A 26,307-nucleotide genomic window follows, 5' to 3' on the forward strand; every position below is an offset into this window, starting at 1 on the left:
AGATTTTGATGAGCGGTGTGGTGTTTTCGGTTGTGCTGGTTGTGCATGTATTGGCCGGTCTTGGTGTGATCGGTTTGGTGCTTATGCAGCATGGCAAGGGGGCTGACATGGGGGCAGCATTTGGAAGTGGTGCATCGGGCAGCCTCTTTGGGTCGTCTGGCTCTGCCAATTTTCTGAGCCGCGCGACGGCGATTCTTGCTGCTATCTTTTTTGTTACGAGCTTGAGTCTGAGCTATCTCGCCGGGCAAAAAGCTCCGGCGGCTAAGAGCATCATGGATGGCGTTGCCCCTGCGGCCGCGCCCGCGGCGCCTGCGGCGGGTGAGGGTCAGGATTCCAAGTCCAAGGACATTCCTCGATAAATCAAAGTAATGCTTGGCGCCAAGGGGTGATTACCCTTATAATTTCGGGCGTCAAACAAACAGGCCGACGTGGTGAAATTGGTAGACACGCTATCTTGAGGGGGTAGTGGCGAAAGCCGTATGAGTTCGAGTCTCATCGTCGGCACCATGGATTAAGCTAGTCGCCCGCAAATGCGGGCGTTTGCTTGCAGGTGGTGCTAGTAACTGCTTGCGGTTGGGAAGGGGTCAGGTATGTTGGAAGGGTATTTTCCAGTTCTTGTTTTCATCCTGTTTGCGGCTGTCTTTGGTTTAATTCCCATTGTCGCAGGTCGGGTCCTTGGCCCGAGTAAGCCTGACGCGGAAAAGCTCTCTCCCTTTGAGTGCGGCTTTGAGCCATTTGAAGATGCGCGTATCAAGTTCGATGTGCGTTACTATCTTCTGGCTATTCTTTTCATTCTGTTTGATCTCGAGATTGCATTTCTTTTTCCGTGGGCAACCATTCTGCGGGAAATTGCAGCCAGCGAAAGCATCCGGCTTTTCGGATTCTTCGAGATGATCGTCTTCCTGGGTATCCTGCTTCTCGGCTATGTCTATGTCTGGAAGAAGGGTGCGCTCGACTGGGAATAAATTGTCCAGTTGCCTTGGGCGGTAATTGTTGCTTGAAGGGTGTCTATGAGTATCGAAGGTGTCTTCAAGGAAGGGTTTGTAACCACTTCGCTTGATACGGTAATCAACTGGACTCGCACGGGTTCTCTGTGGCCGATGACCTTCGGTCTCGCTTGCTGTGCGGTGGAAATGATTCACGCTGGGTGTTCCCGGTATGACCTTGACCGTTTTGGGGTAGTGTTCCGTCCCAGTCCGCGTCAGTCGGACCTGATGATTGTTGCGGGCACCCTGTGCAACAAGATGGCGCCTGCACTGCGCAAAGTTTACGATCAGATGTCCGAGCCGCGCTGGGTGATTTCCATGGGGTCGTGCGCGAATGGCGGTGGTTACTATCACTATTCGTACTCGGTGGTCCGTGGCTGTGATCGTATTGTTCCGGTCGATGTCTATGTGCCCGGGTGTCCTCCTACCGCGGAAGCGCTGCTTTATGGGATTGTTCAATTGCAGAACAAGATCAAGCGCGACTGCACGATTGCTCGCTGATTGCCGAACATCATGAGTGAGAAACTTGAGCGCCTCAGCCAGTCGCTGGCAGACAGATTTGGTGAGCAGCTGAAAGAGATTATCGTCGCCCGCGAAGAGGTGACGGTTGTGGTGGCTGCTTCCGATTATTTCAGTATTGCTCAGGCACTTCGGGATGAGCCTGAATTTCGCTTTGAGCAGCTGGTTGATCTGACCGGGCTGGACTACTCTTCCTATTCTGGTATCGAGATTTCAGCGCGTTTTGCTGTTTCGGTTCACCTCCTTTCCGTCAGCAAGAATCAACGTCTTCGTTTGCGGACTTTTGCTGACGATGACTCCTTCCCGGTTCTTTTGTCGCTGGTGGAATTGTGGCCGAGTGCGAACTGGTTCGAGCGAGAAGCGTTCGATTTGTTCGGTATTACCTTTGCCGGTCATCCGGATTTGCGTCGCATTCTCACCGATTATGGTTTTGTCGGTTATCCCTTCCGCAAAGATTTTCCTGTTACGGGTTATGTGGAAATGCGCTACGACCAAGATCTTGGCCGGGTAATCTATCAGCCGGTGACGATCGAGCCGCGGGAAAATACGCCACGTATCGTGCGTGACGAGAATTATGGGAACGTCGGAAATGGCTGAGATCCGCAATTACACAATCAACTTCGGTCCTCAGCACCCGTCAGCGCACGGTGTGCTCCGACTGGTTCTTGAGCTCGATGGTGAAGTTGTTGAGCGTGCTGATCCCCATATTGGTCTACTGCACCGGGGGACTGAGAAGCTCGCTGAGACGCGGACCTGGGTGCAGTCCGTTCCTTATATGGATCGTCTCGACTACGTGTCGATGATGTGTAATGAGCATGCGTACTGCATGGCGATCGAGCGTCTGCTCGGGCTTGAAGTGCCGCTTCGTGCTCAATACATCCGCGTGATGTTTGACGAAATCACCCGGATTCTGAACCACCTCCTTGCGGTGGGTACGCATGCTCTGGATATCGGCGCCATGACGATGGTGTTGTATACCTTCCGTGAGCGCGAGGATCTGATGGATGCTTACGAGGCCGTTTCCGGTGCTCGCATGCATGCTGCTTATTACCGGCCGGGTGGCGTTTATCGCGATCTACCTGATCGCATGCCGCAGTACGAAGTCTCCAAGTGGAAGAGCGCGAAGACCGTTGCTGAGCTGAATGAGAATCGGCAGGGCTCCCTGCTCGATTTCCTGGAAGACTTCACCAGCCGCTTTCCGAAGTATGTCGATGAGTACGAGACGCTGCTGACCGATAACCGTATCTGGAAGCAACGTACGGTCGGTATCGGTGTTGTGACGCCCGAAAAGGCGCTGGCGCTGGGTTTCTCCGGTGTGATGCTGCGTGGTTCCGGTATCGAGTGGGACATCCGCAAGAAGCAGCCGTACGACGTGTATGACCAGCTGGATTTCGATATTCCGGTTGGCGTGGAAGGCGACTGCTACGACCGCTATCTGTGCCGTATCGAAGAAATGCGTCAGTCGAATCGAATTGTGAAGCAGTGTATCGACTGGCTGCGCAAGAATCCTGGTCCAGTGATTTCGGGTAACCACAAAGTGGCCCCGCCGTCCAGGGAGCGCATGAAGGGCAGCATGGAGGAGTTGATCCATCACTTCAAGCTGTTCACGGAAGGCATGCATGTCCCGGCAGGTGAAGTATATGCACCTGTTGAGCATCCCAAGGGTGAGTTCGGTGTCTATGCGGTGTCTGACGGCGCGAACAAGCCGTATCGCCTCAAGCTCCGCTCCCCGGGTTTTGCCCACCTTTCGGCAATGGATGAAATGTCCCGCGGGCACATGATTGCTGACGTGGTTGCGATCATCGGCACCATGGATATCGTGTTTGGTGACGTGGACCGTTGATCGGTCTCGCCCAGAACACGCAGTTGCCAAAAGTCATATCGTAATTCTGCTGACAGTAGACACATAAAATGCTGAGTCCGGAATCCCTGAAGAAAATTGATCGAGAGATCGCTAAGTATCCTCCTGATCAAAAGCAGTCCGCTTCTATGTCAGCGCTCAGAATTGCGCAGGAAGAAAAAGGCTGGCTGTCCAGCGAGACCATCGAGTTCGTCGCCAAGTATCTCGAGATGCCGGCAATCGCCGTGTACGAGGTGGCCAGCTTCTACAACATGTATGACCTGTCGCCGGTTGGCGCGCGCAAGATCACCGTGTGCACCAATCTGCCTTGCGCGCTTTCCGGTGGCGTGCATGCGGCTGACTACATCAAGAAGCGTCTCGGCATCGACTTCAACGAGACGACGCCCGACGGCAAATTCACCCTCAAGGAGGGTGAGTGCATGGGGGCTTGCGGTGATGCGCCCGTCCTGCTGGTGAATAATCACCATATGTGCAGCTGGATGACGGAAGAGAAAATCGATCAATTGCTCGAAGATCTGAAAAAATGAGTTCTCAAGGAATTATTCTTTCCGGTCTCGACGGTGACCGTACTTGGCGCCTAGCCGATTACATCAAGCGCGGTGGTTACGAGGCGCTGAAAAAGATCATTGCCGAGAAGATTTCTGCCGATGACGTCATTGCTGAAGTCAAGAAGTCGTCCCTACGTGGTCGGGGCGGTGCGGGCTTCCCGACGGGTCTGAAGTGGAGCTTCATGCCGCGGGCTTTTCCTGGTGCGAAGTATCTGGCCTGTAATTCCGACGAGGGTGAGCCGGGCACGTTCAAGGACCGCGATATCCTCCGCTATAACCCGCACTCCGTGATCGAAGGCATGATCATCGCTGGTTATGCAATGGGTTGTGAGCGGGGCTACAACTACATTCACGGTGAGATCTTCGAGGTCTACAGCCGTTTCGAGGAAGCGCTGCAGGAGGCGCGTGAGGCGGGCCTCCTGGGCAAGAACATCCTGGGTTCGGATTTCAGTTTCGATCTGTTCGCCCACCACGGCTACGGCGCCTATATCTGCGGTGAAGAAACCGCCTTGCTCGAGTCGATCGAAGGCAAGAAGGGGCAGCCGCGCTTCAAGCCGCCTTTCCCGGCGAGCTTCGGTCTTTACGGCAAGCCGACCACGATCAACAACACCGAAACCTTCGCGTCCATTCCCTACATCATCCGTGAGGGGGGCGATGCCTTCCTGGCGCTCGGCAAGCCGAACAATGGCGGCACGAAGCTCTTCTCGGTGTCGGGTCATGTGAACAAGCCCGGCAACTACGAGATCCCGCTGGGTACGCCTTTCGCCGATCTGTTGGAGATGGCGGGCGGGGTTCGCGGCGGTCGCAAGCTCAAGGCGGTCATTCCCGGCGGCTCTTCGGCTCCGGTGCTGCCGGCATCCATCATGATGGATTGCACGATGGACTACGACTCGATCTCCAAGGCGGGATCGATGCTCGGCTCCGGTGCAGTGATCGTGATGGACGAGAGCACCTGCATGGTCAAGGCGCTCGAACGGCTGTCCTATTTCTACTTCGAAGAATCCTGTGGCCAATGCACGCCGTGCCGGGAAGGTACCGGCTGGTTGTACCGGGTCGTTCATCGAATCGAGAACGGTCTCGGCCGTCCGGACGATCTGGATCTTCTGAACAGCGTCACGGCGAACATCATGGGCCGGACGATTTGTGCTCTGGGCGATGCAGCCTCGATGCCGGTGCAGAGTTTCATTAAGCACTTCGGCGACGAGTTCGCATTCCATATCGAACATAAGAAATGCCTTGTCCCGCAGGACGTACAGCGCGAAGGCAGCAAGATTTACGTGGCGTAGGCTCGACATGCTAGAAATCGAAATTGACGGAAAGCAGTTGCAGGTTCCTGACGGTAGCACCGTCATGGAGGCTGCCTCCCAAGTCGGCGCCTATGTGCCGCATTTCTGCTACCACAAGAAACTCTCCATCGCGGCGAACTGCCGCATGTGCTTGGTGCAGGTGGAGAAGGCCCCGAAGCCGTTGCCCGCATGCGCAACGCCGGTCACCAATGGGATGAAGGTCTGGACCCATTCCGAGCAGGCTGTCAAGGCGCAGAAGGGCGTCATGGAATTCCTGCTGATCAACCACCCGCTGGATTGCCCGATTTGCGACCAGGGCGGTGAGTGCCAGCTGCAGGACCTCTCAGTCGGTTACGGTGGCGTGCAGTCCCGTTACGAAGAAGAAAAGCGTGTGGTCGGCAACAAGGACCTCGGTCCGCTGGTGTTGACGGACATGACCCGGTGCATCAACTGCACCCGTTGTGTTCGTTTCACGACCGAGATTGCCGGTCTGATGGAACTCGGCCAGGCTTTTCGCGGCGAGCATGCCGAAATCATGCCGTTCGTCGAGAAGACCATTGATTCCGAGCTGTCGGGTAACATCATCGATCTGTGCCCGGTTGGTGCGCTGACCTCCAAGCCTTTCCGCTTCGGTGCTCGCGCTTGGGAGATGTCCCGCCGGAAGTCCGTGAGTCCTCACGACTCCCTCGGCAGCAACCTTGTCGTGCAGGTCAAGAATGATGTCGTGAAGCGTGTTCTGCCGCTGGAGAACGAGACTCTTAACGAGTGCTGGCTGAGCGACAAGGATCGCTTTTCCTATGAGGCGCTGAATGGAGAAGAGCGTCTGACCCGGCCGCAGATCAAGCAGGGCGGCAAGTGGATCGAGACGGACTGGCAGTCTGCGCTCGAATACGTTGCCAATGGTCTCAAGTCCGTCCGCAGCGAGCATGGTGCCGAGGCCATCGGCGCGCTTGTCTCTCCGCACAGCACCCTAGAGGAAATGCATCTTCTCCAGGCCCTCATGCGTGGGCTGGGTTCCGACAACATCGATTTCCGTCTGCGTCAGACCGATTTTTCGGCTGACACGCGTCGCGCCGGCGCGCCCTGGCTCGGTTTGAATGTGGCGGAGATCGGCAGCCTCGATCGCCTGTTCATTGTCGGCAGCTTCTTCCGCAAGGATCATCCGCTCGTTGCCCAACGCGTGCGTCAGGCCGTCAAGCGTGGCCTGAAGGTCAGCGTGCTGAACCCGGTCATCGACGACTGGCAGTTCAAGGTCGAGAACAAGATCCAGGTCAAGCCGTCGGCTGTTGCCGGTGCGCTGGTCGGCGTGGCAAAGGCCCTCGCGCAGAAGACCGGTCAGGATCTGGCTGAGGTCTTCGCATCTGCCGCCGCCGAGGTTGAGGTCGATGCTGCAGCCTTGTCCTTGGCCAACAGCCTCGCGTCCGGCAAGCAAGTGGCCGTCTGGATCGGCAACTACGCGCAACAGCATGCAGGCGCCGCCAGCATTGAAGCAATTGCCCAGGAAATCGCCCGTCTCAGCAAGGGCCGCTTCGGTATTCTCGGCGAGGCTGCCAACTCCGTCGGTGGCTACTTGGTCGGCAGCCTGCCCGCCAAGGGCGGCAAGAACGCCGCGGAGATGCTGAAGGCGCCGCTGAAGGCATACGTGCTGTTCGGTATTGATGCTGAACTGGATACCCAGGCCGGTCAGGCCGCGGTCGACACGTTGGGCAAGGCCGACACGGTCATCGCCTTGTCGGCTTTCAAGTCGGAGAGCGCGCTGGCCTACGCCGACGTGCTGCTGCCGATCGCGCCTTTCACCGAAACGGCCGGTGTCTTCGTAAATGCCGAAGGGCGTGCTCAGGCCTTCTACCCGGTAGTGAAGGCTGCCGGCGAGGTGCGCCCGGGCTGGAAGGTGCTGCGGGTCCTCGGGGAACTGCTGGGGCTTGACGGCTTCGGTTTCGACAAGGTCGAGGATGTGCGTCAGATCATTCTCGGGGCCGCGCAGGAAGTTGATCGCGCCCGTCTGAACAACGCGCTGGCCGTTGATTCCTTCGCGCTCGGAGCAGCCGCGCAGGGTGTGGAACGGGTTGCGGACATTCCGATTTATGCCGCAGATCCCATCGCACGGCGTTCCGCGCCGCTGCAGAAGACCCGGGATGGCCAGGCACCGGTGCTGCGGGCTAATGCATCCACGGTCGCCAAGCTGGGCCTGGAGGCAGGCGGCATGGCGAAGGTGAAGTCCGCAGCCGGTGCCGTGACCGTTCCCGTCGTGGTGGATGATGGCGTCGTCGAAGGAAGCATTTGTCTGGCTGGTGCCCACGCAGACACTTCGGCGCTGGGTGGCCTACATGGCGAAGTTAGCGTGGAGCGTGTGTGATGGAAGCCGTCATCGAACCCGTAGCGACTTTTTTTGGTGGTGCGTGGCCCCTGGTGTGGTCACTGCTGAAGATCATCGGCATCATTGCGCCGCTTTTCCTGTGTGTTGCCTATCTGACGCTGGCTGAACGCAAAGTCATCGGTTACATGCAGGTCCGTATCGGTCCCAATCGCGTGGGGCCGCGCGGCTTGCTGCAGCCGATCGCCGACGGCGTGAAGCTTCTGCTGAAGGAAGTCATCGTTCCTTCCGGCGCCAACAAGGGGCTATTCATCGTCGGGCCGGTTCTGGCTCTTGGTCCGGCGCTGGCTGCCTGGGCAGTGGTTCCCTTCAGCGACGGCTGGGTTATCGGTAACGTCGATGCCGGTTTGCTGTTCCTGCTGGCCGTGACCTCCATCGAAGTGTATGGCGTGATCATCGCGGGTTGGGCGTCCAACTCGAAGTATGCGTTCCTAGGTGGAGTTCGCGCCGCGGCCCAGATGGTTTCCTACGAAATCGCGATGGGTTTTGCGCTGGTTTGCGTGTTGATGATTTCGTCCAGCCTGAACCTGTCCGACATCGTGGCGGGGCAGGGCAAGGGGCAGGGCGCAGATCTCGGTCTTGGCTTCCTGAGCTGGAACTGGTTGCCGCTCTTCCCGATGTTCATCGTCTATCTGATTTCCGGTATTGCGGAAACCAATCGCGCACCGTTCGACGTTGTCGAAGGTGAATCGGAAATCGTCGCGGGTCACATGGTCGAATATTCGGGGATGGCCTTTGCGCTGTTCTTCCTCGGTGAATACGCCAACATGATCCTCGTTTCCGCGCTGACCTCCATCCTGTTCCTGGGTGGCTGGCTGTCGCCGGTGAGTTTCCTGCCGGATGGCTTCATCTGGCTGGCCATCAAGATCGCGTTCATTCTGTTCTTGTTTCTTTGGTTCCGCGCAACGTTCCCGCGCTTCCGCTACGACCACATCATGCGGCTGGGTTGGAAGGTCTTCATTCCGCTGACCCTCTTCTGGGTGGTAGTGGTTGCGGTGTGGATCATGTCGCCGTTGTCGTTGTGGAAGTAAGGGGATCAATATGGGTTCTATGAAGAATTACGTAGGGAGCCTGTTCCTTAAGGAGTTGCTTAAGGGCTTGGCACTGACCGGACGTCATCTCTTTGCCAGGAAGATCACGGTCCAGTTCCCCGACGAGAAGACGCCCCAGAGCTCCCGCTTCCGCGGCTTGCATGCCTTGCGTCGTTACCCCAACGGGGAAGAGCGCTGCATCGCATGCAAACTGTGCGAGGCAGTCTGTCCGGCGATGGCAATTACGATCGAGTCCGAGCAGCGGGATGATGGTTCCCGTCGTACCAGTCGCTACGATATCGACCTGACCAAGTGCATCTTCTGCGGTTTCTGCGAAGAAGCATGTCCGGTGGATGCCATCGTTGAAACCCGTGTTTTTGAATATCACGGCGAAAAGCGGGGTGATCTGTATTACACCAAGCAGATGCTTCTCGCGGTTGGGGATCGGTACGAGGCGCAGATCGCCAAGGATCGAGAGATCGATTCTAAGTACCGGTAAAAACGCGGAAGCGGATACGGACACACACATCGGAATACGCAGATGGATTTTCAGTCGGTAGTCTTTTACTTCTTCTCGACGGTCATGGTGCTCGCCTCGCTGCGAGTCATCACGGCACGCAACCCGGTGCACGCCGCCTTGTTCCTGGTACTGGCATTTTTCAGCGCAGGCGGGATCTGGATGTTGCTGCACGCCGAGTTCTTGGCCATCGCGCTGGTGATGGTTTACGTCGGGGCGGTGATGGTGCTGTTCCTGTTCGTCGTGATGATGCTCGACATCAATCTCGAACGGATTCGGCAAGGCTTCTGGAGCTATCTGCCCGTCGGCGCGCTGATCGGTGTGCTGATGGTGATCGAGATGGTCATGGTGCTGGGCGGGCGCTACTTCGGTCTCGAAGCGATGCCCAAACCCGCTGAGGTGGAGCAGGGTTACAGCAACACCAAGGAACTCGGCCGTCTCCTCTATACCGAGTACGTTTATCCGTTCGAACTGGCATCGATCGTGCTGCTGGTTGCGATGGTGGCTGCCGTGGCACTGACGCTGCGCAAGCGCAAGAACGTGAAGATCATCGATCCCGCGGTGCAGGTTGCTGTCAAGCGTGATGATCGTGTGCGCATCGTTTCGATGCGTGCAGAAAAAGAATAATTTCTGCTGGCGATCGTCAGGGGGGCCTAGTAATGCTTTCGTTGTCTCACTATCTGATATTGGGTGCCATTCTTTTCGCGATAAGCGTGGTGGGCATCTTCTTGAATCGTAAGAACCTGATCGTGCTGCTGATGGCGATCGAGTTGATGTTGTTGGCCGTTAATTTGAACTTCGTCGCCTTCTCGCATTATCTCGGGGACGCTTCAGGCCAGATTTTTGTGTTCTTCATCTTGACTGTGGCGGCCGCGGAGTCGGCCATTGGTCTGGCAATTTTGGTTGCGTTGTTCCGCAACCTGCGGACCATCCACGTTGATGACCTGGATAGCCTCAAGGGATAAGGAAGCGTTCGAATGACTGGGATGCAAAAGCTATATCTGCTGGTTCCGCTTGCGCCGCTCTTCGGCGCGATCATGGCGGGGCTATTCGGGAAGATCATCGGCAGGCGAGGGGCTCATACCGTCACCATCGCAGGCGTCGCGGCTGCGTTCGCGTTGTCGGTGATCATCTTCCAGGACGTCCAGGCGGGGAATACCTTCAATGGAACCCTGTACCACTGGGCTTCCAGTGGTGGTCTCGATCTTGAAGTCGGCTTCATGATCGATTCCCTGACCACGATGATGATGCTGGTGGTGACCTTCGTGTCGCTGATGGTGCACATCTACACCATCGGCTACATGTCTGAGGATCCTGGCTATCAGCGCTTCTTCAGCTACATCTCGCTGTTCACGTTCTCGATGCTGATGCTGGTCATGTCGAACAACTTCCTGCAGTTGTTCTTCGGCTGGGAAGCGGTGGGTCTGGTGTCCTACCTGCTGATCGGCTTCTGGTATACGCGTCCGACGGCGATCTTCGCAAACCTGAAGGCCTTCCTGGTCAACCGTGTCGGTGACTTCGGCTTCCTGCTTGGCATCGGTCTGATCGCGGCTTTCGCCGGCACCCTGAACTACACGGAAGTGTTCGCGAAGGCGGGTGAACTCGCTGGCATGACGATTCCGGAAACCGGCTGGCCTTTGATCACCGCCATCTGTATCGGTCTGTTCATCGGCGCCATGGGTAAGTCGGCGCAGGTTCCCCTGCACGTCTGGCTGCCGGATTCGATGGAAGGCCCGACGCCGATCTCCGCACTGATCCACGCAGCGACGATGGTGACCGCGGGTATCTTCATGGTTGCCCGCATGTCCCCGCTGTTCGAGCTGTCCGAGACAGCGCTGTCCTTCGTACTGATCATCGGCGCCACCACGGCTTTGTTCATGGGTTTCCTGGGCATCGTGCAGCACGACATCAAGCGTGTGGTTGCCTACTCGACGCTGTCTCAGCTGGGCTACATGACTGTCGCGCTGGGCGTGTCGGCGTACTCCGCTGCCGTGTTCCACCTGATGACCCACGCCTTCTTCAAGGCTCTGCTGTTCCTTGGTGCCGGTTCCGTGATCATCGGCATGCACCATGATCAGGACATGCGCAACATGGGTGGCCTGTGGAAGTACATGCCGGTTACGTGGATCACGTCGCTGCTGGGTTCCCTGGCGCTGATTGGTTTCCCGTTCTTCTCCGGTTTCTATTCCAAGGACACGATCATCGAAGCGGTGCAACTCTCGGAGCTGTACGGCTCGGGCTATGCCTACTTCTGCGTGATTGCCGGGGTCTTCGTTACGGCTTTCTATTCGTTCCGTATGTATTTCCTGGTTTTCCACGGCGAGGAGCGCTTCGGCAAGGCTCACCATGACCATGAGGACGCCGCTCATGGCCACGATGTCCATGCGGATGAGCACGACGACGCCCATGACGAGCACGGTCATGATGACGATCATCACGACGAGCATCATCATGGTTTGGCTCCGGGCCAGAAGCCGCACGAGTCTCCGTGGGTGGTTACTGTTCCGCTTGTGCTGCTGGCTATTCCGTCAGTGCTGATCGGTTACCTGTCGATCGACAAGATGCTCTTCGGTGATTTCTTCAAGGGCGTCATTCATTTCGCCGAGCACCACCACGCTATGGCCGAACTTGGCGAGGAGTTCCACGGTTCGGCTGCAATGGCGCTGCATGGCTTCACGTCGCTGCCGTTCATCCTGGCGATGAGTGGCGTTGCACTCGCCGGCCTGCTGTATCTGGTCGTTCCGTCGGTGCCGCCGGTGATCGCCCGCGTCTTTAGCCCGATCCATCGCCTGCTTGAAAACAAGTACTACTTCGACAAGATCAATGAAGCGGTTTTTGCCGCAGGTGCCCGACTGATCGGCCGCCTGCTGTGGAAGGTCGGCGACCAGACCATTATCGACGGCATCGCGGTGAATGGTACCGCCAAGGCTGTGGGCCTGATCGCCCAACTGTCGCGCCTCTTCCAGAGCGGCCACATCTATCAGTATGCGTTTTCGATGATTATTGGTGTTTTCCTGCTGCTGGCCTTCTGGGTCAATCGGGGCTGATCCGCTCGATAAAAAACGGCTTGAAACCACTTCACATAATTTAGGACTTTTGCGCCCCTCAGGGGGCGCATAGAACGGAAAGTAGAGATGACGGGTATTCCATTCCTCAGCCTTGCGATTTGGGTTCCGATCGTTGGTGGCCTATTAGCGCTCGCTTCGGGGTCGGACCGTAATGCGTCGGTCGCGAGATTTGTTGCGCTGTTTTTCGCGCTAGCGGGTCTGGCCGTCAGCATACCGCTCTACACGGGCTTCGATGTCACCACGAGCTCCATGCAATTCGTGGAAGCCTATCCGTGGATTCCGCGCTTCAACATCAACTACGTACTCGGTGTCGATGGCATTTCGGTGCTCTTCGTTCTGCTCAATAGCTTCATCACCGTGATCGTCGTGGTGGCTGGCTGGGAGGTGATCCAGGAGAAAGTCGCCCAGTACATGGCGGCCTTCCTGATCATGTCCGGCCTGATCAACGGCATTTTCTCCGCGCTCGACGGCGTGCTGTTCTATGTCTTCTTCGAGGCTTCGCTGATTCCGCTGTTCATCATCATCGGTGTGTGGGGCGGGGCTAACCGGGTGTATGCCGCGATCAAGTTCTTCCTCTATACCCTTGCCGGCTCGTTGCTGATGCTGATCGCGCTGCTCTACCTGTTCATGGAGTCCGGTGGTAGCTTCAACATTCTGGATTGGCATCAACTCAAGCTCGGCATGGATGTGCAGAGTCTGATTTTCCTGGCCTTCCTTGTTTCCTTCGCTGTCAAGGTTCCGATGTTCCCGGTGCACACCTGGTTGCCTGATGCCCACGTGGAGGCACCAACCGGCGGCTCGATCGTGTTGGCAGCCATTGCGCTGAAGCTGGGCGCATACGGTTTCCTGCGGTTTGCCCTGCCGATCGCTCCTGATGCTAGCCACGCCTTCGCACCGCTGATCATCACCCTGTCCCTGATTGCGGTGATCTACATCGGTTTCGTGGCGCTGGTGCAGACGGATATGAAGAAGCTGGTTGCTTATTCGTCCATCTCCCACATGGGTTTTGTGACCCTGGGCTTCTTCATCTTCAACCCGCTGGGTATTGAAGGGGCGATCGTCCAGATGATTTCCCACGGCTTCGTGTCTGCAGCGATGTTCGCCTCCATCGGTGTGCTGTACGACCGCATGCACTCCCGTCAGATCTCGGACTACGGTGGTGTGGTAAATGTGATGCCGAAGTTCGCTGCACTATTCATGCTTTTCGCGATGGCAAACTCCGGGCTGCCGGCTACGTCTGGTTTTGTCGGGGAGTTCATGGTTGCGCTCGGTGCCGTGAAGTTCAACTTCTGGATCGGTTTCGGCGCCGCTACCACGCTGATCCTCGGTGCTGCTTACACGCTGTGGATGTACAAGCGTGTGGTATTCGGTGCAGTTGCCAACCATCACGTGGCCGAACTGACCGACATCAACAATCGCGAGTTCGTTTTCCTTGCGATCCTTGCCGTGTGTGTTCTGGCCATGGGTATCTATCCCTTCCCGGTAACGGAAGTCATGCACGCGTCGGTCAATGAACTGCTCAAGCATGTTGCGGTGAGCAAGCTTTGAGCCTGTAACGGATACGAAACCAGCGGAATGTGGCCTTAAGATGAACTTTGTAATCCCTGATTTTTACCCGGCAGCGGCTGAGTTATTCGTCGTTGCAATGTCCTTCGTGATCCTCCTTGCGGGGACGTTCACGAAGCAGCCGCGCAACGTGGTTTACGCTCTGAGCCAGCTCACGCTGATCGGTGCGGCAGCAATCACGCTGTTCACGATGGACGGGCAGGTGAGCTTCACGTTCAGTAACATGTACGTGGATGATCTGATGGGCGATTTCCTCAAGCTCGTCGTTTACTTCGCTGTGGCGATCGCGCTGCTGTATTCGCGCAGCTACATGAACGATCGCAAGATCGAGACCACCGAGTACTATGTGCTGGCGATCTTTGCGACGCTGGGCATGATGGTGATGATCACCGCCAACCATTTCCTGACCATCTACCTGGGACTTGAACTGCTGTCTCTGGCCCTTTACGCGATGGTTGCTCTGCTGCGCGATTCCGCTCGTGCAACCGAAGCGGCCATGAAGTATTTCGTGCTGGGTGCGCTGGCTTCCGGTCTGCTGCTGTATGGCATCTCGATGCTGTACGGCGCCGCCGGCACGCTGGAGATCTCGGGCGTGGCCCAGGCCATCTACCAGCAGGCCGGCAACAAGACGGTGCTGCTGTTCGGCCTGGTGTTCGTCGTTGCTGGTCTGGCCTTCAAGCTCGGTGTGGTTCCGTTCCATATGTGGATTCCGGACGTCTATCAAGGCGCCCCGACGTCCATCACGCTCTTCATCGCCTCCGCCCCGAAGCTCGCCGCGTTTGCGATGGCCATGCGTCTGTTGGTCAATGGTCTTTTCGAGTTCGCCGAGCAATGGCAGTCGATGTTGATGGTGCTGGCTGTTTTGTCGATCGTACTGGGTAACCTGGCTGCGATCGCCCAGTCGAACCTCAAGCGCATGTTGGGTTACTCCGGTATCTCCCACATGGGTTTCATGTTGCTCGGCCTGGTGTCCGGCGTAGTTGGCGGTGATCGTCATTTCGCGCTCAACGCCTATAGCTCTGCAATGTTCTACGTCGTGTCCTACGTACTGATGAGCCTGGCGTCTTTCGGTGTGCTGCTGCTGCTGTCGCGTGCAGGGTTCGAGGCCGAAGCGCTTGACGATTTCAAGGGTTTGAACAAGCGTAATTCCTGGTTTGCCGGCGTGATGGCCATGGTGATGTTCTCCATGGCGGGTATCCCGTTCTTCGTGGGTTTCTTTGCGAAGTTTTCCGTTCTGCAGGCCGTCGTTGCGGCTGGTTATATCTGGGTCGCGATCCTGGCTGTGGTGATGTCGCTGATTGGTGCGTTCTACTACCTGCGCGTCGTGAAGATCATGTTCTTCGACGAGCCGCTGGATGCGACGCCCATTTCTGCTCCGGCTGACATGCGGGCGCTGCTGTCCCTGAACGGTATCGCCATCGCTGTGTTGGGCTTGGCTCCGCAGGCATTGATGTCTCTGTGTGCCTATTCGCTGCTGGGCTCGCTCTAGGCGCGTTTGAGGCAATAATTTCTAACATCACTGAAAAGGCAGGCGGCAAGTGAAGAATTTTGGAGAGTTCGTCCTGTTATTTGCTCTGGCGAACCTGCCTTTCTTCAGTGAGCGGCTGTTCTTCGTAATCCGTCTGGCGAAGAAGAAGGCGGTTTTTCTGAGAATGCTGGAGCTTGTGGCCTATTACTTCGTGGCGGGCGTATTTCTTGGCGCCAGGGAAGTGGCTGAGAATGGCTCCCGTTATGCCCAGAATTGGGAGTTCTTTGCGATCACGATGTGCCTGTTTGCTGTTTTTGCATACCCAGGGTTTGTTTATCGTCACCTGTGGTCACGTGAGTTGAATTCCTAGGCGCGCGCATTGCGTGTCCCATCGGGTATCGGATACATGTGTATGCAGATGGATGAAGTGATCATGTGAAACTGTGGACCTTGGTCCACAGTTTTGCTTTTTGGGGCACGGGGCGTGTTTGTATGTCCTGAAACGATCGTCTAGCATTCAGTCAACCGTGTTTTTTGCTTATTGGAGCTGGATAGAATTACGTTTCAAAATGAAATTTTCGGGGCCTCTCATCGAAAGGGAGACGAGGGGAGTGCTTGTGGTAAGGCCGTAGTTTGGCGAAATCATTTCAGTCATCGCACATGATTCAAAAAATCGAAAATTTCGTTATTGTTGGGCGCACTAGTGATGGCAGGACTTTTCGTCCTAGTGATTGGGCGGATCGCTTGTGCGGGATAATGTCCGTATTCGGAGCGGACAATCGCATGACTTATTCGCCCTATGTAAGGCCTGCGTGTAATTTGAGGGGAGACAAGACGGTGTTGGTGGATGCGAGAATCCACGATATTGAACCGCTGGCCTACAATTTCCTGCGTAATTTTGCAAAGGACAACGATCTGCAGGTGGAGTCACTGCCTGATGACCATTTTGGTTGACAGTGTTCAGCGGCGTTGTCGGTTTGCCGGTGTTCTAATTGATGTCGTGAAATGATAATGGGCCACGCTGTGCGTGGCCCATTATCATTGGGGATGTGGTCTGCTCAGACCAGAATTTCTACGACGCGCGGATGGTCGAGGAAAGCCTGAGGGCTTGCGCTTGCGCCGTAGGCGCCCGACTGGAACACCACGACGAGATTGCCGGGCTTTGCATCGGGAAGATGCATCCGGTCGGCCAGGATATCGAGCGGTGTGCAGAGAGGGCCTACAACGGATACGCTCTGACTGGAGGGCTCATCCATGCGATCACCAATGGCGACTGGGTAGTTCTTGCGGATGACTTGGCCGAAATTTCCGGAGGCTGACAGGTGATGATGCAGGCCGCCGTCAGCAACGAGGAAGGTATGACCGCGGGAGTCTTTGCGGTCTACGATCTTGCAGACATACACACCGGCTTCGCCCACCAGATAGCGCCCCAGTTCGATGACGATCTCGGCACCAGGAAGTTTGGCGGCCGCTTCCTCTTCTATGGTCTTGAGATTCGCACCGATTGCAGCAAGGTCCAAGCGTTGTTCGCCGGGGAAATACGGGATTCCGAAGCCTCCGCCAAGGTTCAGAAACTTGACCGGCGCTGGAGCAGCCTCGGCAAGCCTCAGGGCCAGATCGAAGCACTTGCGCTGGGCTTCAACGATGGCGTCGGGGCGCAGGTTCTGGGATCCCGCAAAGAGGTGGAAGCCCTCGAACGCAAGACCGGCCCGACCGATGTCGGCGAGCAGGTCGGGTACGCGTTCGGCATCGACGCCGAACTGTTTGGGGCCGCCGCCCATCTTCATGCCGGAACTCTTTAATTCGAAATCGGGATTTACGCGCACAGCTACGCGCACCGGCCAGCCGCTCTCCTGGCGAATGGCGGCCAGTTCTGTCACTTCGCGGAAGGATTCCACGTTGATCAGGATGCACGCGGCGACGGCCTGGCGCAGTTCTTCATGACGCTTGCCCGGCCCTGCGAAGCTGATGTCGCGGGGATTGGTGCCGCTGTCAAGGGCAATCCTCAGTTCGCGTCCTGAGGCCACGTCGATGCCGTCCACCAGACGGGCCATATGATCGACCACCGCAGGCATCGGATTGGCCTTCATCGCGAAATGGAGCTTGATGCCGGTCGGCAAGGCGGCTCTCAGCTCAGCGACACGTCGGGTCAGCAGGCTGCGGTCGTAGGCGTAGAAGGGGGTCTGTCCGACACGCTCAGCCAGGCGGCGGAGGGGAATACCGCCGATCAGCAGTTCGCCGTCGGCGGACTGGAATTGATCCATGGCGACATGGACCGGCTTGTCGCGGCTTGCATCACTCATTGCTGTACCTTGTGGGCCATTTCGTATTCGGTGGAAAGTGCCTTGCGGTCGATCTTGCCATTGGGATTGCGCGGTAGCGGACCCTCGCGAGCTTCGATTGCGGCAGGAACCATGTAGGCGGGCATGCGCTGTTTGCACTCGTTGAGCAAGGCCGCGGTGTCAAGCGGTGCGCCGTCCTTGCCAGTGGCGATGACGCAGATGGAATGACCGAGGCTAGGATGCGGCACGCCGAAGGCCACGCATTCGCCGACCAGTTGGGTGCTGTACAGGATCTCTTCGACTTCAGTAGGACTGACGCGATAGCCGGAGGTCTTCATCATTTCGTCACGGCGTCCGATGAAGTAAAGATAGCCCTCTTCATCACGGCGAACGGTGTCTCCCGAGAACACCGCGATTTCCGGCAGGACGAAGCCCGACTGACGGCCGGGAGCAGTGTTCGGCAGGGGCTTGAAGCGCTCGGCAGTCTTGTCCGGGTCATTCCAGTAGCCCATTGCAACCAATGCACCGCGTTGGACCAACTCACCAGGCTCATTGGGGCTGCACTCAGAACCGTCTTCCCGCAGCACCATCACTTCGGCGTTGGGAATGGCTTTGCCAATCGAGTCTGGCCGGATATCGGCTTGCTCAGGTGGCAGGAAGGTGGCGCGGAATGCTTCGGTGAGCCCGTACATCAGGAAGGGCTTTGTCTTGGGTAACTGGCTACGGAGCAGCTTGAGGGTCTCCAGCGGCATGCGTCCGCCAGTATTGGCGAAGTAGCGCAGATGGTCTGTAACCTCGGCTGGCCATTTTAGCTGAGCGAGCTGAATGTATAGCGGAGGGACAGCGGTAAGGCCGGTGACTCTCTCGCGGACGACGGTCTTGAGTACGTCTTGCGGCAGCAAGTAGTTCAACAGCACGACTTTTGCGCCGGAGTGGAAGGCCGTTGTGAGCTGGGAAAAGCCCGCATCGAAGGACAGGGGCAGAGCGGCCAGTAGCGTGTCATCCGGACTGTTGCCGAGATAGCTGGCTACGCTCTTGGCCCCGGCCACCATGTTCCGATGGGACAGTACAACGCCTTTCGGTCGTCCAGTGCTGCCTGATGTATACAGGATGGACAGCAAATCTGTGTCGATGATCCGATGTCCCGCCTGCTTGCTGGCAGAGAGGAGATCTTTCCAATGCACGATGTTCACGCCCGTGAGGTTGGGCGCGGTTGCCGGTGTGGTGATCAGCACGATATGGCGTAGATCGTGGCAATGGGGCAGTGTATCCGCGAGCAGGGGCAAGCGCTCTGCAGAGGTCACCAGCACACGGGCGTTACAGTCGCGCAGGATATGCATGACCTGCTCGCCCTTGAGAATTGGATTGATCGGAACGAAGGCGCAGCCGGCGCGGGCGGCGCCGAAGCTGGCGACGACTGTCTCGATGCGCTTTTCCAGAAAAATGCCGATTCTTTCACCGCGTTCAAGCCCTAGGCCAACTAGGCCGGCAGAAAATCCGCCCACCTGTGCGTCCAGGTCCGCATAGCTTAGGGTTGTGGCGCCCGCTGTCAGAGCTGGTGATGTGGGTGCTCGCTCGGCCGAGGCACTGATCAGTTCGTGGAGTAGGGTGGTGTTGAGCATTGATTGAGAGAACGATTGTCGAGCCACGTGGGTGCGGGGCAGATGCATCAAGCATCGGGGCTGTTGAAGTCTATCCTAGCTTTCCTCTGTGGGCTGCGTGCAGGATTACACCATATGACAAATCTTGACTGGCTATTGAGGAAGGCCGTCTAACAGGCGCGCAAGTTCGGCAGTTCTTGAGCGGCGTGAGCAGGTGTCGGCCAAGCTGCGCAGAACTCCGCTCAATTGCTGGTTGTGCCACTGGTGCAGAGCCTCGTTCAGCAGACTTCGAATAGCGGAAGTATTGGCTATATCAGTAATCCAGGGGGCATCCAGCTTCTTCATCAGAGCTGCAGTGCTGCCGGCGGAGTCTGTCAGCGCGATGATCGGCCGACCGGCACGTGCGTACTCGTAGAGTTTGGCTGGGATCTGCTTGTTGCAGCTTGCGCCTTGCAGCAGCAGCAAGCCATCGGCGCGCATCATTTCTTGCAGGGCACTCCGATAAGCAATTGAAGGCTCAATCGAGACAATATCGTCGATGCCATACTCTGACAGCAGTTTGGTGTAGTAACTGTCGCTGCCTGTAGCACGCAGAATGACATGCAGTGTTTCCTCGGATGCTTCTCCAGCAGCCTTCATCTCTTTCAGTGCAGCAAAAAACGGCTTGGGATCTCGTTCTTCTGGATAGAGTAGACCACTGTGGATAAGGACCATCTGTCCTGGAAGGCCGATACGGCTGGCGTCGAGTCCTGTTTCTGCGTCGCGGAAATTGTCTTCGTCAAACCCGTTTTCGATGACCGCCCAGCAACTTGCTGGCTTGTTCGGGTAGCGCTCCGCGTACATGTCCCGTGTGCCAGTAGTGGTGAATATCGCGTGGGTGCAATGCTTGATCAGCGCCTGTTCCAGCCGCCTGTGGGCCCGCCAAGTGGCAGGATTGGTCGGATAGCCCGGCTCCGTCATGGCATCTCGAAAGTCGACAATGAGCGGAAGTCCGGAGAGGCGATGGAGGGTCAGCGCGATGAGGTGGGCCGTGGCGATGGGGAAGGTCGAAAAGATTGCCTTGGGGCGATGTTTGCGAATCAGTTTGAGGCCCTTTATCACTCCCGCCGGCCACCAGCTCACCCAGCGGTCTGGTTGAGCCATCCATCGGAAGTAACGTCCCTTGAGCGAGAGGTGGCGAGCCGTGTCGAGACCGAAGGCGCGCTCCACGATAAGGCCCGGTGGGATTTCTTTCATCTGATCATCGCCGATGGCCTCATAGGCCCGAGGCGAAACCGTCAGGATCATTGGCTCCCAGTCGTGGTCGCGAAGATATTGGGAGAACTTCAGTGTACGTTGGATTCCGCTACTGACCCGCACGGGGGGGTAGTGGTAAGCGATCATCAGTACGCGTCGATCAGGCATGGGCACGTGTCTCGCTCCTTGAAAGGGCGCTTTGTAGCGCAGCCTCGCAGAGAGTGGCAATGGCTGAAAAATTGATTGTGGATAAGCTGCGGCAGTGTAACCGAGTGGATGTGCTAATTCCGCGACAAGCTACGTTCATTTGCGCATTTCGGCGCCTGTAGCCGCACGCAAGGGCGCGATGACGACGACAGGCTTACATGGAACCAGGGCGCAGCACTGATGATGGTGATCTGAATCGGGCCCAAGCACAGGAAATTGGCACTGAAGAGAGTGCGAATGCCAAGGCGACCATGTGCGGCCAGTGATGCTGGATTGAAGGCCGAGATGCGTGAGATGCTCCAACTGATGCCATGTCCACTCAGGTGAGCATTGGCACTGTCCCACAGCCGGGCAAAGGTGCGACCGATCCGATATTTCGGTTCCACATGAACGTCGTAGTCCCAGACGCAATGCTGGGGGTCGGCAAGTTCGTAGCGGCAACGTACCTCATCTTCGTCATAGGCATTGAAGGCCAGCCACAGGAATCCCGCAAACTCTTCCCCGGATAAGGCAACGAAGCAATGGGCGCCATCACTCATGCGCTTGGCAATGACCTCCGGTGGGCGAGGGAAGGCCGACGTCAGCGGAGAGCCAGGCTCAAGGAAAACGACCGGATTCTTGGTCGATGGGCGGCAGGCAGGTCGGTCTTGTACCGGTTGAGCGACGAGGTAGTAGCGCTTGATATAGGCGCGACCGGCGCTGAGTTTGCGCAATGCGTAGTCGAGGAGATACAGGCCGCCATTCAAGGTGCCCAGTTGAATGAAGTTATTGCGAATGCGCTTGAGAGGCATGTGGTTGGTTTCGCGATGGAACGACTGGGCGATGGCCGAACTGGCGCTGTTCGCGTTCAAAGACGGTGCGTGGAGCGCGTGGAAGCGGAGGAGGCAAGAGCATGCGCTAAGCTTGCTACCTATATCACGGTCCGTACGATGATCGGCTCGCATATAATGATATCAGTCTTGCTGTTGCCGGGCCTTGTGTTCCGGATGCTGTTTTAGTGTTTGCTTACCCGATTGGAGTTAGCTTTTGGATACGAAGAAGGAAGTTCTGTCGATTCTCGACGAAGTCTTGAGCCTGGGGGGGAATACGGCCCAGTTCGATGTAGACACCCCGTTGCTGGGTGCTTTGCCGGACCTGGACTCGATGGCCGTCGTCGGTGTGATCAACATGTTGGAAGAGCGGTTCGGTTTCATCGTCGAGGATGACGAGATCGATGGCTCGACCTTCGAGACCGTTGGTTCCGTCATTGCCTTTGTGAATGGAAAGCTTGCCTGAATGACTCTGCCGAGGCCGCGGCGGGAGGCTTTTTATCTCCCGGGGCCCCTGCTCGGTGGACGGTTCTGTCTTCTGACTCGTGCTCCCGATCCGATCGGTACGCTGATTTTTGTGCACCCGTTTGCCGAGGAGATGAACAAATCCCGGCGAATGGTGGCACTGGCTGCCGAGGCCTTTGCTTCGCAGGGCTGGTCGACGCTGCAGATCGATCTGACCGGTTGTGGGGATAGCGGCGGGGAGTTTGGTGAAGCCTCCTGGCGTGCTTGGGTCCAGGATTGCCATGATGCTTGGGTATGGGCGACGGCCAATCTGCCGGGACGACTCGTGTTGTGGGGGATGCGCACGGGGGCTTTGCTTCTGGCTGATCTGCTTCGTTCCACGGGAATTGCAGCTCCGCTGTTGCTATGGCAACCGGTGGGTAACGGGCGCCAGCATCTGACCCAGTTTCTGCGTCTCAAGGCAGCGGCTGAAATGATGGCCGACACCGATGCCAAATCCGCCATGGATGCGGCCAGGTCGTCGTTGAAGGCTGGTGAATCCGTGCTGGTGGCCGGTTATGCCTTGCCGCCCGCGGTCGCTAACGGTCTGGAGACGGCAAGCCTGGGCTTGCCGGATGCTTATCCGGCGCCGGTGGTGGCACTTGAAGTGGGGAGCGAAGGCCGCGAGGACGTGACGCCAGCGTTGCGGATACTCATTGACCGTTGGCAGAGTGCTGGAATTCAGGCGAGAGCCGAATCCGTGGCAGGTGCTGCTTTTTGGCAGACGCTGGAGATCGAAACCAGTTCGGCACTGATCGATGCGTCCGTACGCGCTCTGGAGACGTTCTCATGAGCGTTTGGCGCGATGTTCCAGTCATCTTCGAATGTGCTGGCGAATCTCTGATGGGTATTGTCTCGGCGCCCCAGAAGGAGGCCGCGGTCGGTGTCCTTGTCGTGGTGGGTGGGCCTCAATACCGGGTCGGTTCTCATCGGCAGTTCGTCTTGCTGGCAAGATATCTATCGGCGCATGGGGTTCCATGCATGCGTTTTGACTATCGAGGCATGGGCGACTCCCGTGGTGTTGAACGCAGTTTCGAGAACGTAAGCCAAGATATCGAGGCGGCAATCGGCGCCTTCCTCGAGACCCAGCCCGGCTTGCGGCAGATCGTGTTATGGGGGCTGTGTGACGGCGCCAGTGCGATCTGCTTTTATCCCGCCGCCAATGATCCGCGTGTCGCGGGATCCATCCTGCTGAACCCTTGGGTCCACACCGAAGTGGGTGAGGCGAAGGTGTTTCTCAAGCACTATTATCTGCAGAGACTCACTGACCCTTCATTCTGGAAAAAGCTGCTGGGCGGCGGAGTCAATATTGGGCAGTCGGTGCGTTCCTTCTTTTCGACCGCGAAGGCCGCACGAGGTGCCGTGTCTGAGGGACCGGTGCCGTCCAAGGATCATGATGTAGTGCTGCCTGAGCGGATGATGCGTGGTCTGGCAGTGCGGGAAAACGAGCCATTGGCCATTTTTCTGAGTGGCCGTGACTACGTGGCGCGCGAGTTCGATGACGTCCTGGCAGCCAGTCCCGGGTGGCAGAGGTTGGTGGCATGTCGGGGGGCGGATGTGAAACGCTTCCCGGATGCCGATCACACCTTGTCCGGGCCTGGTGACGTGGCTGCCGTATCGGAGGCAACCTTGAGCTGGCTCGTGGCCAAGGGGTTCGCTCAGGTGTGAGCGACGGGCCGGGTGTTTGCCCGACCCGTCGTCATCAGTTCGAGACGCTCTGACGCAGACGCTTCAGTTCGGGCACGCAGGAGCCGCAGTTGGTACCGCACTTGGTGCGGGTCTGCAGAGCCTCGAGGGATTCGCCGGCCCGGAAGGCGGCCAGGATGTCGTCCTCGGCCACGTCGAAGCAGTTGCAGATCACCTTGCCGCGGGCGGCCTGGCCTGCGGGCGGCTGGGTCAGCGGTGCCAGCAGCCACTGGCGGACGGCCGCGGCGGAGTGTCCCTGCACCATCATGTCGGCCAGCCAGTCGGCGGCTTTGGTCTCGCCGGCCAGGCGCACCGCGGTGAGGGAGTCGCCTTCCACGAGGGCGCGCTTGGCGATGTCCTTGCGACTGTCCTGGTAGGACAGCACCTTGGTGGGGTCGTCGAGGGCCAGTTCCTTGTCCAGGGCTTCCAGCAGTGCGGGTTCCAGCTCCTCGCCGCGGGCCTTCAGCACGACCACCGGAGCAGTGCGTCCGGCCAGCGTCAGGCTGGCGTAGGGGAAGTGGGGCAGCCAGCGGCGCAGCCCTTCCATGACTGCGAGCGGGTTGGGATGGAGTTGTCCGTCCTCACCCATCTCGGTGCGCCGCATCGCCACCAGAGCCTTGCCGGCCGTGTATTTCTCCACCTGCACGGCGGCGTGCTTGAGTTCGGGCTGCTTCGAGTAGGGGTCGAAATCGCCGGGCAGCAGGACGTTAACGCCCTGGCCACCCATCGTGTTGCCGCCCCAGTGCATCGGCACGAAGCACTGGCCGGGGCGCAGCGTTGCCGTTTCCAGCACCTTCAGCACTACTTCACCGCGCCGGCTCTTCACCTTGACCAGATCGCCGGTGGCGAGGCTGCGGCGTTCCATGTCGTCCTTGTGCATGTGCAGCATGGGCTCCGGCTCATGGCTGTACAGGCGGGCCACCAGGCCGGTGCGGCTCATGCCGTGCCATTGGTCGCGCAGGCGGCCGGTGTTGAGGTGCAGCGGGTAGCGGGCGCTCGGCGACTCGGCGGTGATGCGGTGCTCGGTGACGACGAAGCGGGCCTTGCCGGACGGGGTCGGGAAGACGCCGTCTTCGTAGAGCCGGACCTTGCCCTGGCTGGCGCCTTCGGGGAAGGGCCATTGCTGGGGGCCGACGTTCTCCAGCGTCGCATAGCTCAGGCCGGTGATGTCCAGGTCACGGCCACGGGTGGATTCCCGGTGCTCGTTCCAGATCTCTTCCGGCTTGCCATAGGGGAACATGCGGGCGGCCAGCTCGCCCTTGCCGAGGCGGGCGCCCAGACGCCGGGCGAAGTCCACCACGATCGCCCAATCGTGGCGGGCCTCGCCCGGCGCGGACACGGCAGGTCGGACGCGGCTGATGGCGCGCTCCGAGTTGGTGACGGTGCCGTCCTTCTCGCCCCAGGTGGTGGCGGGCAGCAGCAGGTCGGCGTAGGCGCAGGTTTCGGTTTGGTTGAAGGCTTCCTGCACGACGACGAATTCGGCGGCCTGCAGGGCTTCGTGGATCAGGGCCTGGTCTGGCATGGACTGAGCCGGGTTCGTGCAGGCGATCCAGACGGCCTTCACCTCACCGGACTTCAGTGCGCGGAACAGTTCGACGGCGCTCTTGCCCGGCTTGTCGGGTACGCTGTCCACGCCCCACAAGGCGGCGACTTCGGCGCGGTGCTCGGGGTTGGCCATGTCCCGGTGGGCGGACAACAGATTGGCCAGGCCGCCGACTTCGCGGCCACCCATCGCATTGGGTTGGCCGGTCAGCGAGAAGGGGCCGGCACCAGGGCGGCCGATCTGGCCGCTGGCCAGGTGCAGGTTGATCAGGGCCGAATTGTTATGGGTGCCGAAGGAGAACTGGTTGAGCCCCTGGCAGTACATGGACATCGTGGCCTTCGAGGTAGCGAAGATCTGTGCCGCCTCCTCGATGCGCTTCTTGTCCAGCCCGCAGATGGTGGCCGCCATCGCTGGCGTGTATTCGCGGACGGTCTTCTTCAGCGCGTCGAAGCCTTCGGTATGGGCGTCGATGTAGTCCCGGTTCACCCAGCCTTCCCACAGCATCACGTGGAGCATCGCGTTGTACAGCGCGATGTCGGTGCCGGGCAGCAGGGCCAAGTGCAGGTCGGCGGCTTCGACTGTATCGGTGCGACGCGGGTCGATGACGACCAGCTTCATGTCCGGGTTGGCCTTGCGGGCGTCCTCGATGCGGCGGAAGGCGATCGGGTGCGCAAAGGCGGTGTTGCTGCCGGTAATGAACAGCGCGTTGGTGTGGGCGATGTCCGCGTAGCTGCAGGGCGGCGCGTCGGCGCCCAGGCTCAGCTTGTAGCCGGCCACCGCGCTGGACATGCACAGGCGGGAATTCGTATCGAGGTTGTTGCTGCCGACGAGGCCCTTCATCAGCTTGTTGAAGACGTAGTAGTCCTCGGTCAGTAGCTGGCCGGCGCCATAGACGGCGACCGCGTCGGGGCCGTGTTCGGCGATGATCGCCGCGAAGCGCTCGGCGGCCGTGTCGAGGGCCGCGTCCCAGCTCACGCGCTGGCGGGTGCTGCTGCGATCGGTGCGCAGCTCTGGGTACAGGGCGCGGGCGATCTGGGTGTCGGGCGCGGCGGTCAGGTGTAGTGTGGCGCCCTTGGTGCACAGGCGGCCGAAGTTGGCCGGATGGTCCGGGTCGCCCCGGACGCCGGTGATGCGACCGGCTTCATGTTCGATTACGACACCGCAGCCGACGCCGCAGTAACAACAGGTGGATTTGGTTTCTGCCATCACGACTCC

25 protein-coding genes and 1 tRNA gene are annotated in these 26,307 nt (G+C 58.5%); 21 read left to right on the plus strand and 5 right to left on the minus strand.

Annotated features, from left to right (window positions below; genetic code table 11):
• The first annotated feature begins 8 nt into the window (after positions 1-8).
• From secG to AC1PQG_RS07930, 18 genes are all read left to right on the plus strand, one after another.
• Positions 9-359 carry a preprotein translocase subunit SecG gene (gene secG, locus AC1PQG_RS07845; protein WP_481122044.1) on the plus strand — a complete coding sequence of 117 codons (351 nt, stop codon included), beginning with the start codon at positions 9-11 and terminating at the stop codon, positions 357-359.
• A 63-nt stretch (positions 360-422) separates the two neighbouring features.
• Positions 423-507, plus strand: a tRNA-Leu gene (locus tag AC1PQG_RS07850).
• Positions 508-590: 83 nt separating this feature from the next.
• Positions 591-965, plus strand: a complete 375-nt coding sequence (gene ndhC / locus AC1PQG_RS07855) for an NADH-quinone oxidoreductase subunit A (protein WP_481114897.1) — start codon at positions 591-593, stop codon at positions 963-965.
• A 45-nt stretch (positions 966-1,010) separates the two neighbouring features.
• Positions 1,011-1,487: a NuoB/complex I 20 kDa subunit family protein gene (locus AC1PQG_RS07860; protein ID WP_079433620.1), complete on the plus strand. Its 477-nt coding sequence runs from the start codon at positions 1,011-1,013 to the stop codon at positions 1,485-1,487.
• Positions 1,488-1,499: 12 nt separating this feature from the next.
• Positions 1,500-2,102, plus strand: a complete 603-nt coding sequence (locus AC1PQG_RS07865) for an NADH-quinone oxidoreductase subunit C (protein WP_481122045.1) — start codon at positions 1,500-1,502, stop codon at positions 2,100-2,102.
• Complete coding sequence (locus AC1PQG_RS07870; protein ID WP_481122046.1) at positions 2,095-3,348, plus strand: NADH-quinone oxidoreductase subunit D; 1,254 nt, start codon at positions 2,095-2,097, stop codon at positions 3,346-3,348. The genes AC1PQG_RS07865 and AC1PQG_RS07870 overlap by 8 nt, the downstream gene beginning before the upstream one ends.
• Before the next feature lie 68 nt (positions 3,349-3,416).
• Positions 3,417-3,893, plus strand: a complete 477-nt coding sequence (nuoE, locus tag AC1PQG_RS07875) for an NADH-quinone oxidoreductase subunit NuoE (RefSeq protein WP_481122047.1) — start codon at positions 3,417-3,419, stop codon at positions 3,891-3,893.
• Positions 3,890-5,200: an NADH-quinone oxidoreductase subunit NuoF gene (nuoF, locus tag AC1PQG_RS07880; protein WP_481122048.1), complete on the plus strand. Its 1,311-nt coding sequence runs from the start codon at positions 3,890-3,892 to the stop codon at positions 5,198-5,200. Before nuoE ends, nuoF begins: the two co-directional genes overlap by 4 nt.
• Before the next feature lie 7 nt (positions 5,201-5,207).
• Positions 5,208-7,556 carry an NADH-quinone oxidoreductase subunit NuoG gene (gene nuoG, locus AC1PQG_RS07885; RefSeq protein WP_481122049.1) on the plus strand — a complete coding sequence of 783 codons (2,349 nt, stop codon included), beginning with the start codon at positions 5,208-5,210 and terminating at the stop codon, positions 7,554-7,556.
• Complete coding sequence (gene nuoH, locus AC1PQG_RS07890; protein ID WP_481122050.1) at positions 7,556-8,605, plus strand: NADH-quinone oxidoreductase subunit NuoH; 1,050 nt, start codon at positions 7,556-7,558, stop codon at positions 8,603-8,605. The genes nuoG and nuoH overlap by 1 nt, the downstream gene beginning before the upstream one ends.
• Positions 8,606-8,615: 10 nt before the next feature.
• On the plus strand, positions 8,616-9,104 hold the full coding sequence (gene nuoI, locus AC1PQG_RS07895) for an NADH-quinone oxidoreductase subunit NuoI (protein WP_481122051.1): 489 nt from the start codon (positions 8,616-8,618) through the stop codon (positions 9,102-9,104).
• 42 nt (positions 9,105-9,146) lie between these two features.
• Positions 9,147-9,749 (plus strand): NADH-quinone oxidoreductase subunit J, encoded by a 603-nt coding sequence (locus AC1PQG_RS07900; protein WP_481122052.1) that lies wholly within the window; start codon positions 9,147-9,149, stop codon positions 9,747-9,749.
• Between the two features lie 32 nt (positions 9,750-9,781).
• Positions 9,782-10,087, plus strand: a complete 306-nt coding sequence (gene nuoK / locus AC1PQG_RS07905; RefSeq protein ID WP_481114889.1) for an NADH-quinone oxidoreductase subunit NuoK — start codon at positions 9,782-9,784, stop codon at positions 10,085-10,087.
• A 12-nt stretch (positions 10,088-10,099) separates the two neighbouring features.
• Positions 10,100-12,169 (plus strand): NADH-quinone oxidoreductase subunit L, encoded by a 2,070-nt coding sequence (gene nuoL / locus AC1PQG_RS07910; protein WP_481122053.1) that lies wholly within the window; start codon positions 10,100-10,102, stop codon positions 12,167-12,169.
• 87 nt (positions 12,170-12,256) lie between these two features.
• The gene (locus AC1PQG_RS07915; protein ID WP_481122054.1) at positions 12,257-13,738 is read left to right on the plus strand and encodes an NADH-quinone oxidoreductase subunit M; all 1,482 of its coding nucleotides are present in this window, start codon (positions 12,257-12,259) and stop codon (positions 13,736-13,738) included.
• Between the two features lie 40 nt (positions 13,739-13,778).
• Entirely contained in the window at positions 13,779-15,245 is a 1,467-nt protein-coding gene (gene nuoN, locus AC1PQG_RS07920; RefSeq protein WP_481122055.1) for an NADH-quinone oxidoreductase subunit NuoN, read from the plus strand.
• A 49-nt stretch (positions 15,246-15,294) separates the two neighbouring features.
• Positions 15,295-15,594 (plus strand): DUF2818 family protein, encoded by a 300-nt coding sequence (locus tag AC1PQG_RS07925; RefSeq protein WP_481122056.1) that lies wholly within the window; start codon positions 15,295-15,297, stop codon positions 15,592-15,594.
• Between the two features lie 290 nt (positions 15,595-15,884).
• Positions 15,885-16,178 (plus strand): DUF3579 domain-containing protein, encoded by a 294-nt coding sequence (locus AC1PQG_RS07930; RefSeq protein ID WP_079433608.1) that lies wholly within the window; start codon positions 15,885-15,887, stop codon positions 16,176-16,178.
• A 104-nt stretch (positions 16,179-16,282) separates the two neighbouring features.
• Here the strand turns inward: AC1PQG_RS07930 and AC1PQG_RS07935 are convergent, their stop codons facing one another.
• From AC1PQG_RS07935 to AC1PQG_RS07950, 4 genes are all read right to left on the minus strand, one after another.
• Complete coding sequence (locus tag AC1PQG_RS07935; protein ID WP_481122057.1) at positions 16,283-17,527, minus strand: pyridoxal-dependent decarboxylase, exosortase A system-associated; 1,245 nt, start codon at positions 17,525-17,527, stop codon at positions 16,283-16,285.
• Positions 17,524-19,128 (minus strand): acyl-CoA ligase (AMP-forming), exosortase A system-associated, encoded by a 1,605-nt coding sequence (locus tag AC1PQG_RS07940; protein WP_481122981.1) that lies wholly within the window; start codon positions 19,126-19,128, stop codon positions 17,524-17,526. Before AC1PQG_RS07940 ends, AC1PQG_RS07935 begins: the two co-directional genes overlap by 4 nt.
• Before the next feature lie 132 nt (positions 19,129-19,260).
• Complete coding sequence (locus tag AC1PQG_RS07945; protein ID WP_481122058.1) at positions 19,261-20,511, minus strand: glycosyltransferase; 1,251 nt, start codon at positions 20,509-20,511, stop codon at positions 19,261-19,263.
• 113 nt (positions 20,512-20,624) lie between these two features.
• Positions 20,625-21,401 carry an N-acetyltransferase family protein gene (locus tag AC1PQG_RS07950; RefSeq protein ID WP_481122059.1) on the minus strand — a complete coding sequence of 259 codons (777 nt, stop codon included), beginning with the start codon at positions 21,399-21,401 and terminating at the stop codon, positions 20,625-20,627.
• A 175-nt stretch (positions 21,402-21,576) separates the two neighbouring features.
• On the opposite strand from AC1PQG_RS07950, the gene AC1PQG_RS07955 reads away from it, so the two are divergent.
• From AC1PQG_RS07955 to AC1PQG_RS07965, 3 genes are read left to right on the plus strand one after another with little or no spacing between them, the layout of a single operon-like run.
• On the plus strand, positions 21,577-21,825 hold the full coding sequence (locus AC1PQG_RS07955; protein ID WP_481114879.1) for an acyl carrier protein: 249 nt from the start codon (positions 21,577-21,579) through the stop codon (positions 21,823-21,825).
• A complete protein-coding gene (locus AC1PQG_RS07960; RefSeq protein WP_481122060.1) occupies positions 21,826-22,656 on the plus strand; it encodes a hydrolase 2, exosortase A system-associated in 831 nt (276 codons plus the stop codon).
• Positions 22,653-23,531: a hydrolase 1, exosortase A system-associated gene (locus AC1PQG_RS07965; protein WP_481122061.1), complete on the plus strand. Its 879-nt coding sequence runs from the start codon at positions 22,653-22,655 to the stop codon at positions 23,529-23,531. The genes AC1PQG_RS07960 and AC1PQG_RS07965 overlap by 4 nt, the downstream gene beginning before the upstream one ends.
• A 34-nt stretch (positions 23,532-23,565) precedes the next feature.
• Here the strand turns inward: AC1PQG_RS07965 and AC1PQG_RS07970 are convergent, their stop codons facing one another.
• Positions 23,566-26,298, minus strand: coding sequence for a nitrate reductase (locus tag AC1PQG_RS07970; RefSeq protein WP_481122062.1), 2,733 nt, complete (start codon positions 26,296-26,298; stop codon positions 23,566-23,568).
• Positions 26,299-26,307: the final 9 nt, after the last annotated feature.

It is taken from the genome of Zoogloea sp. GDB6, assembly GCF_056724105.1.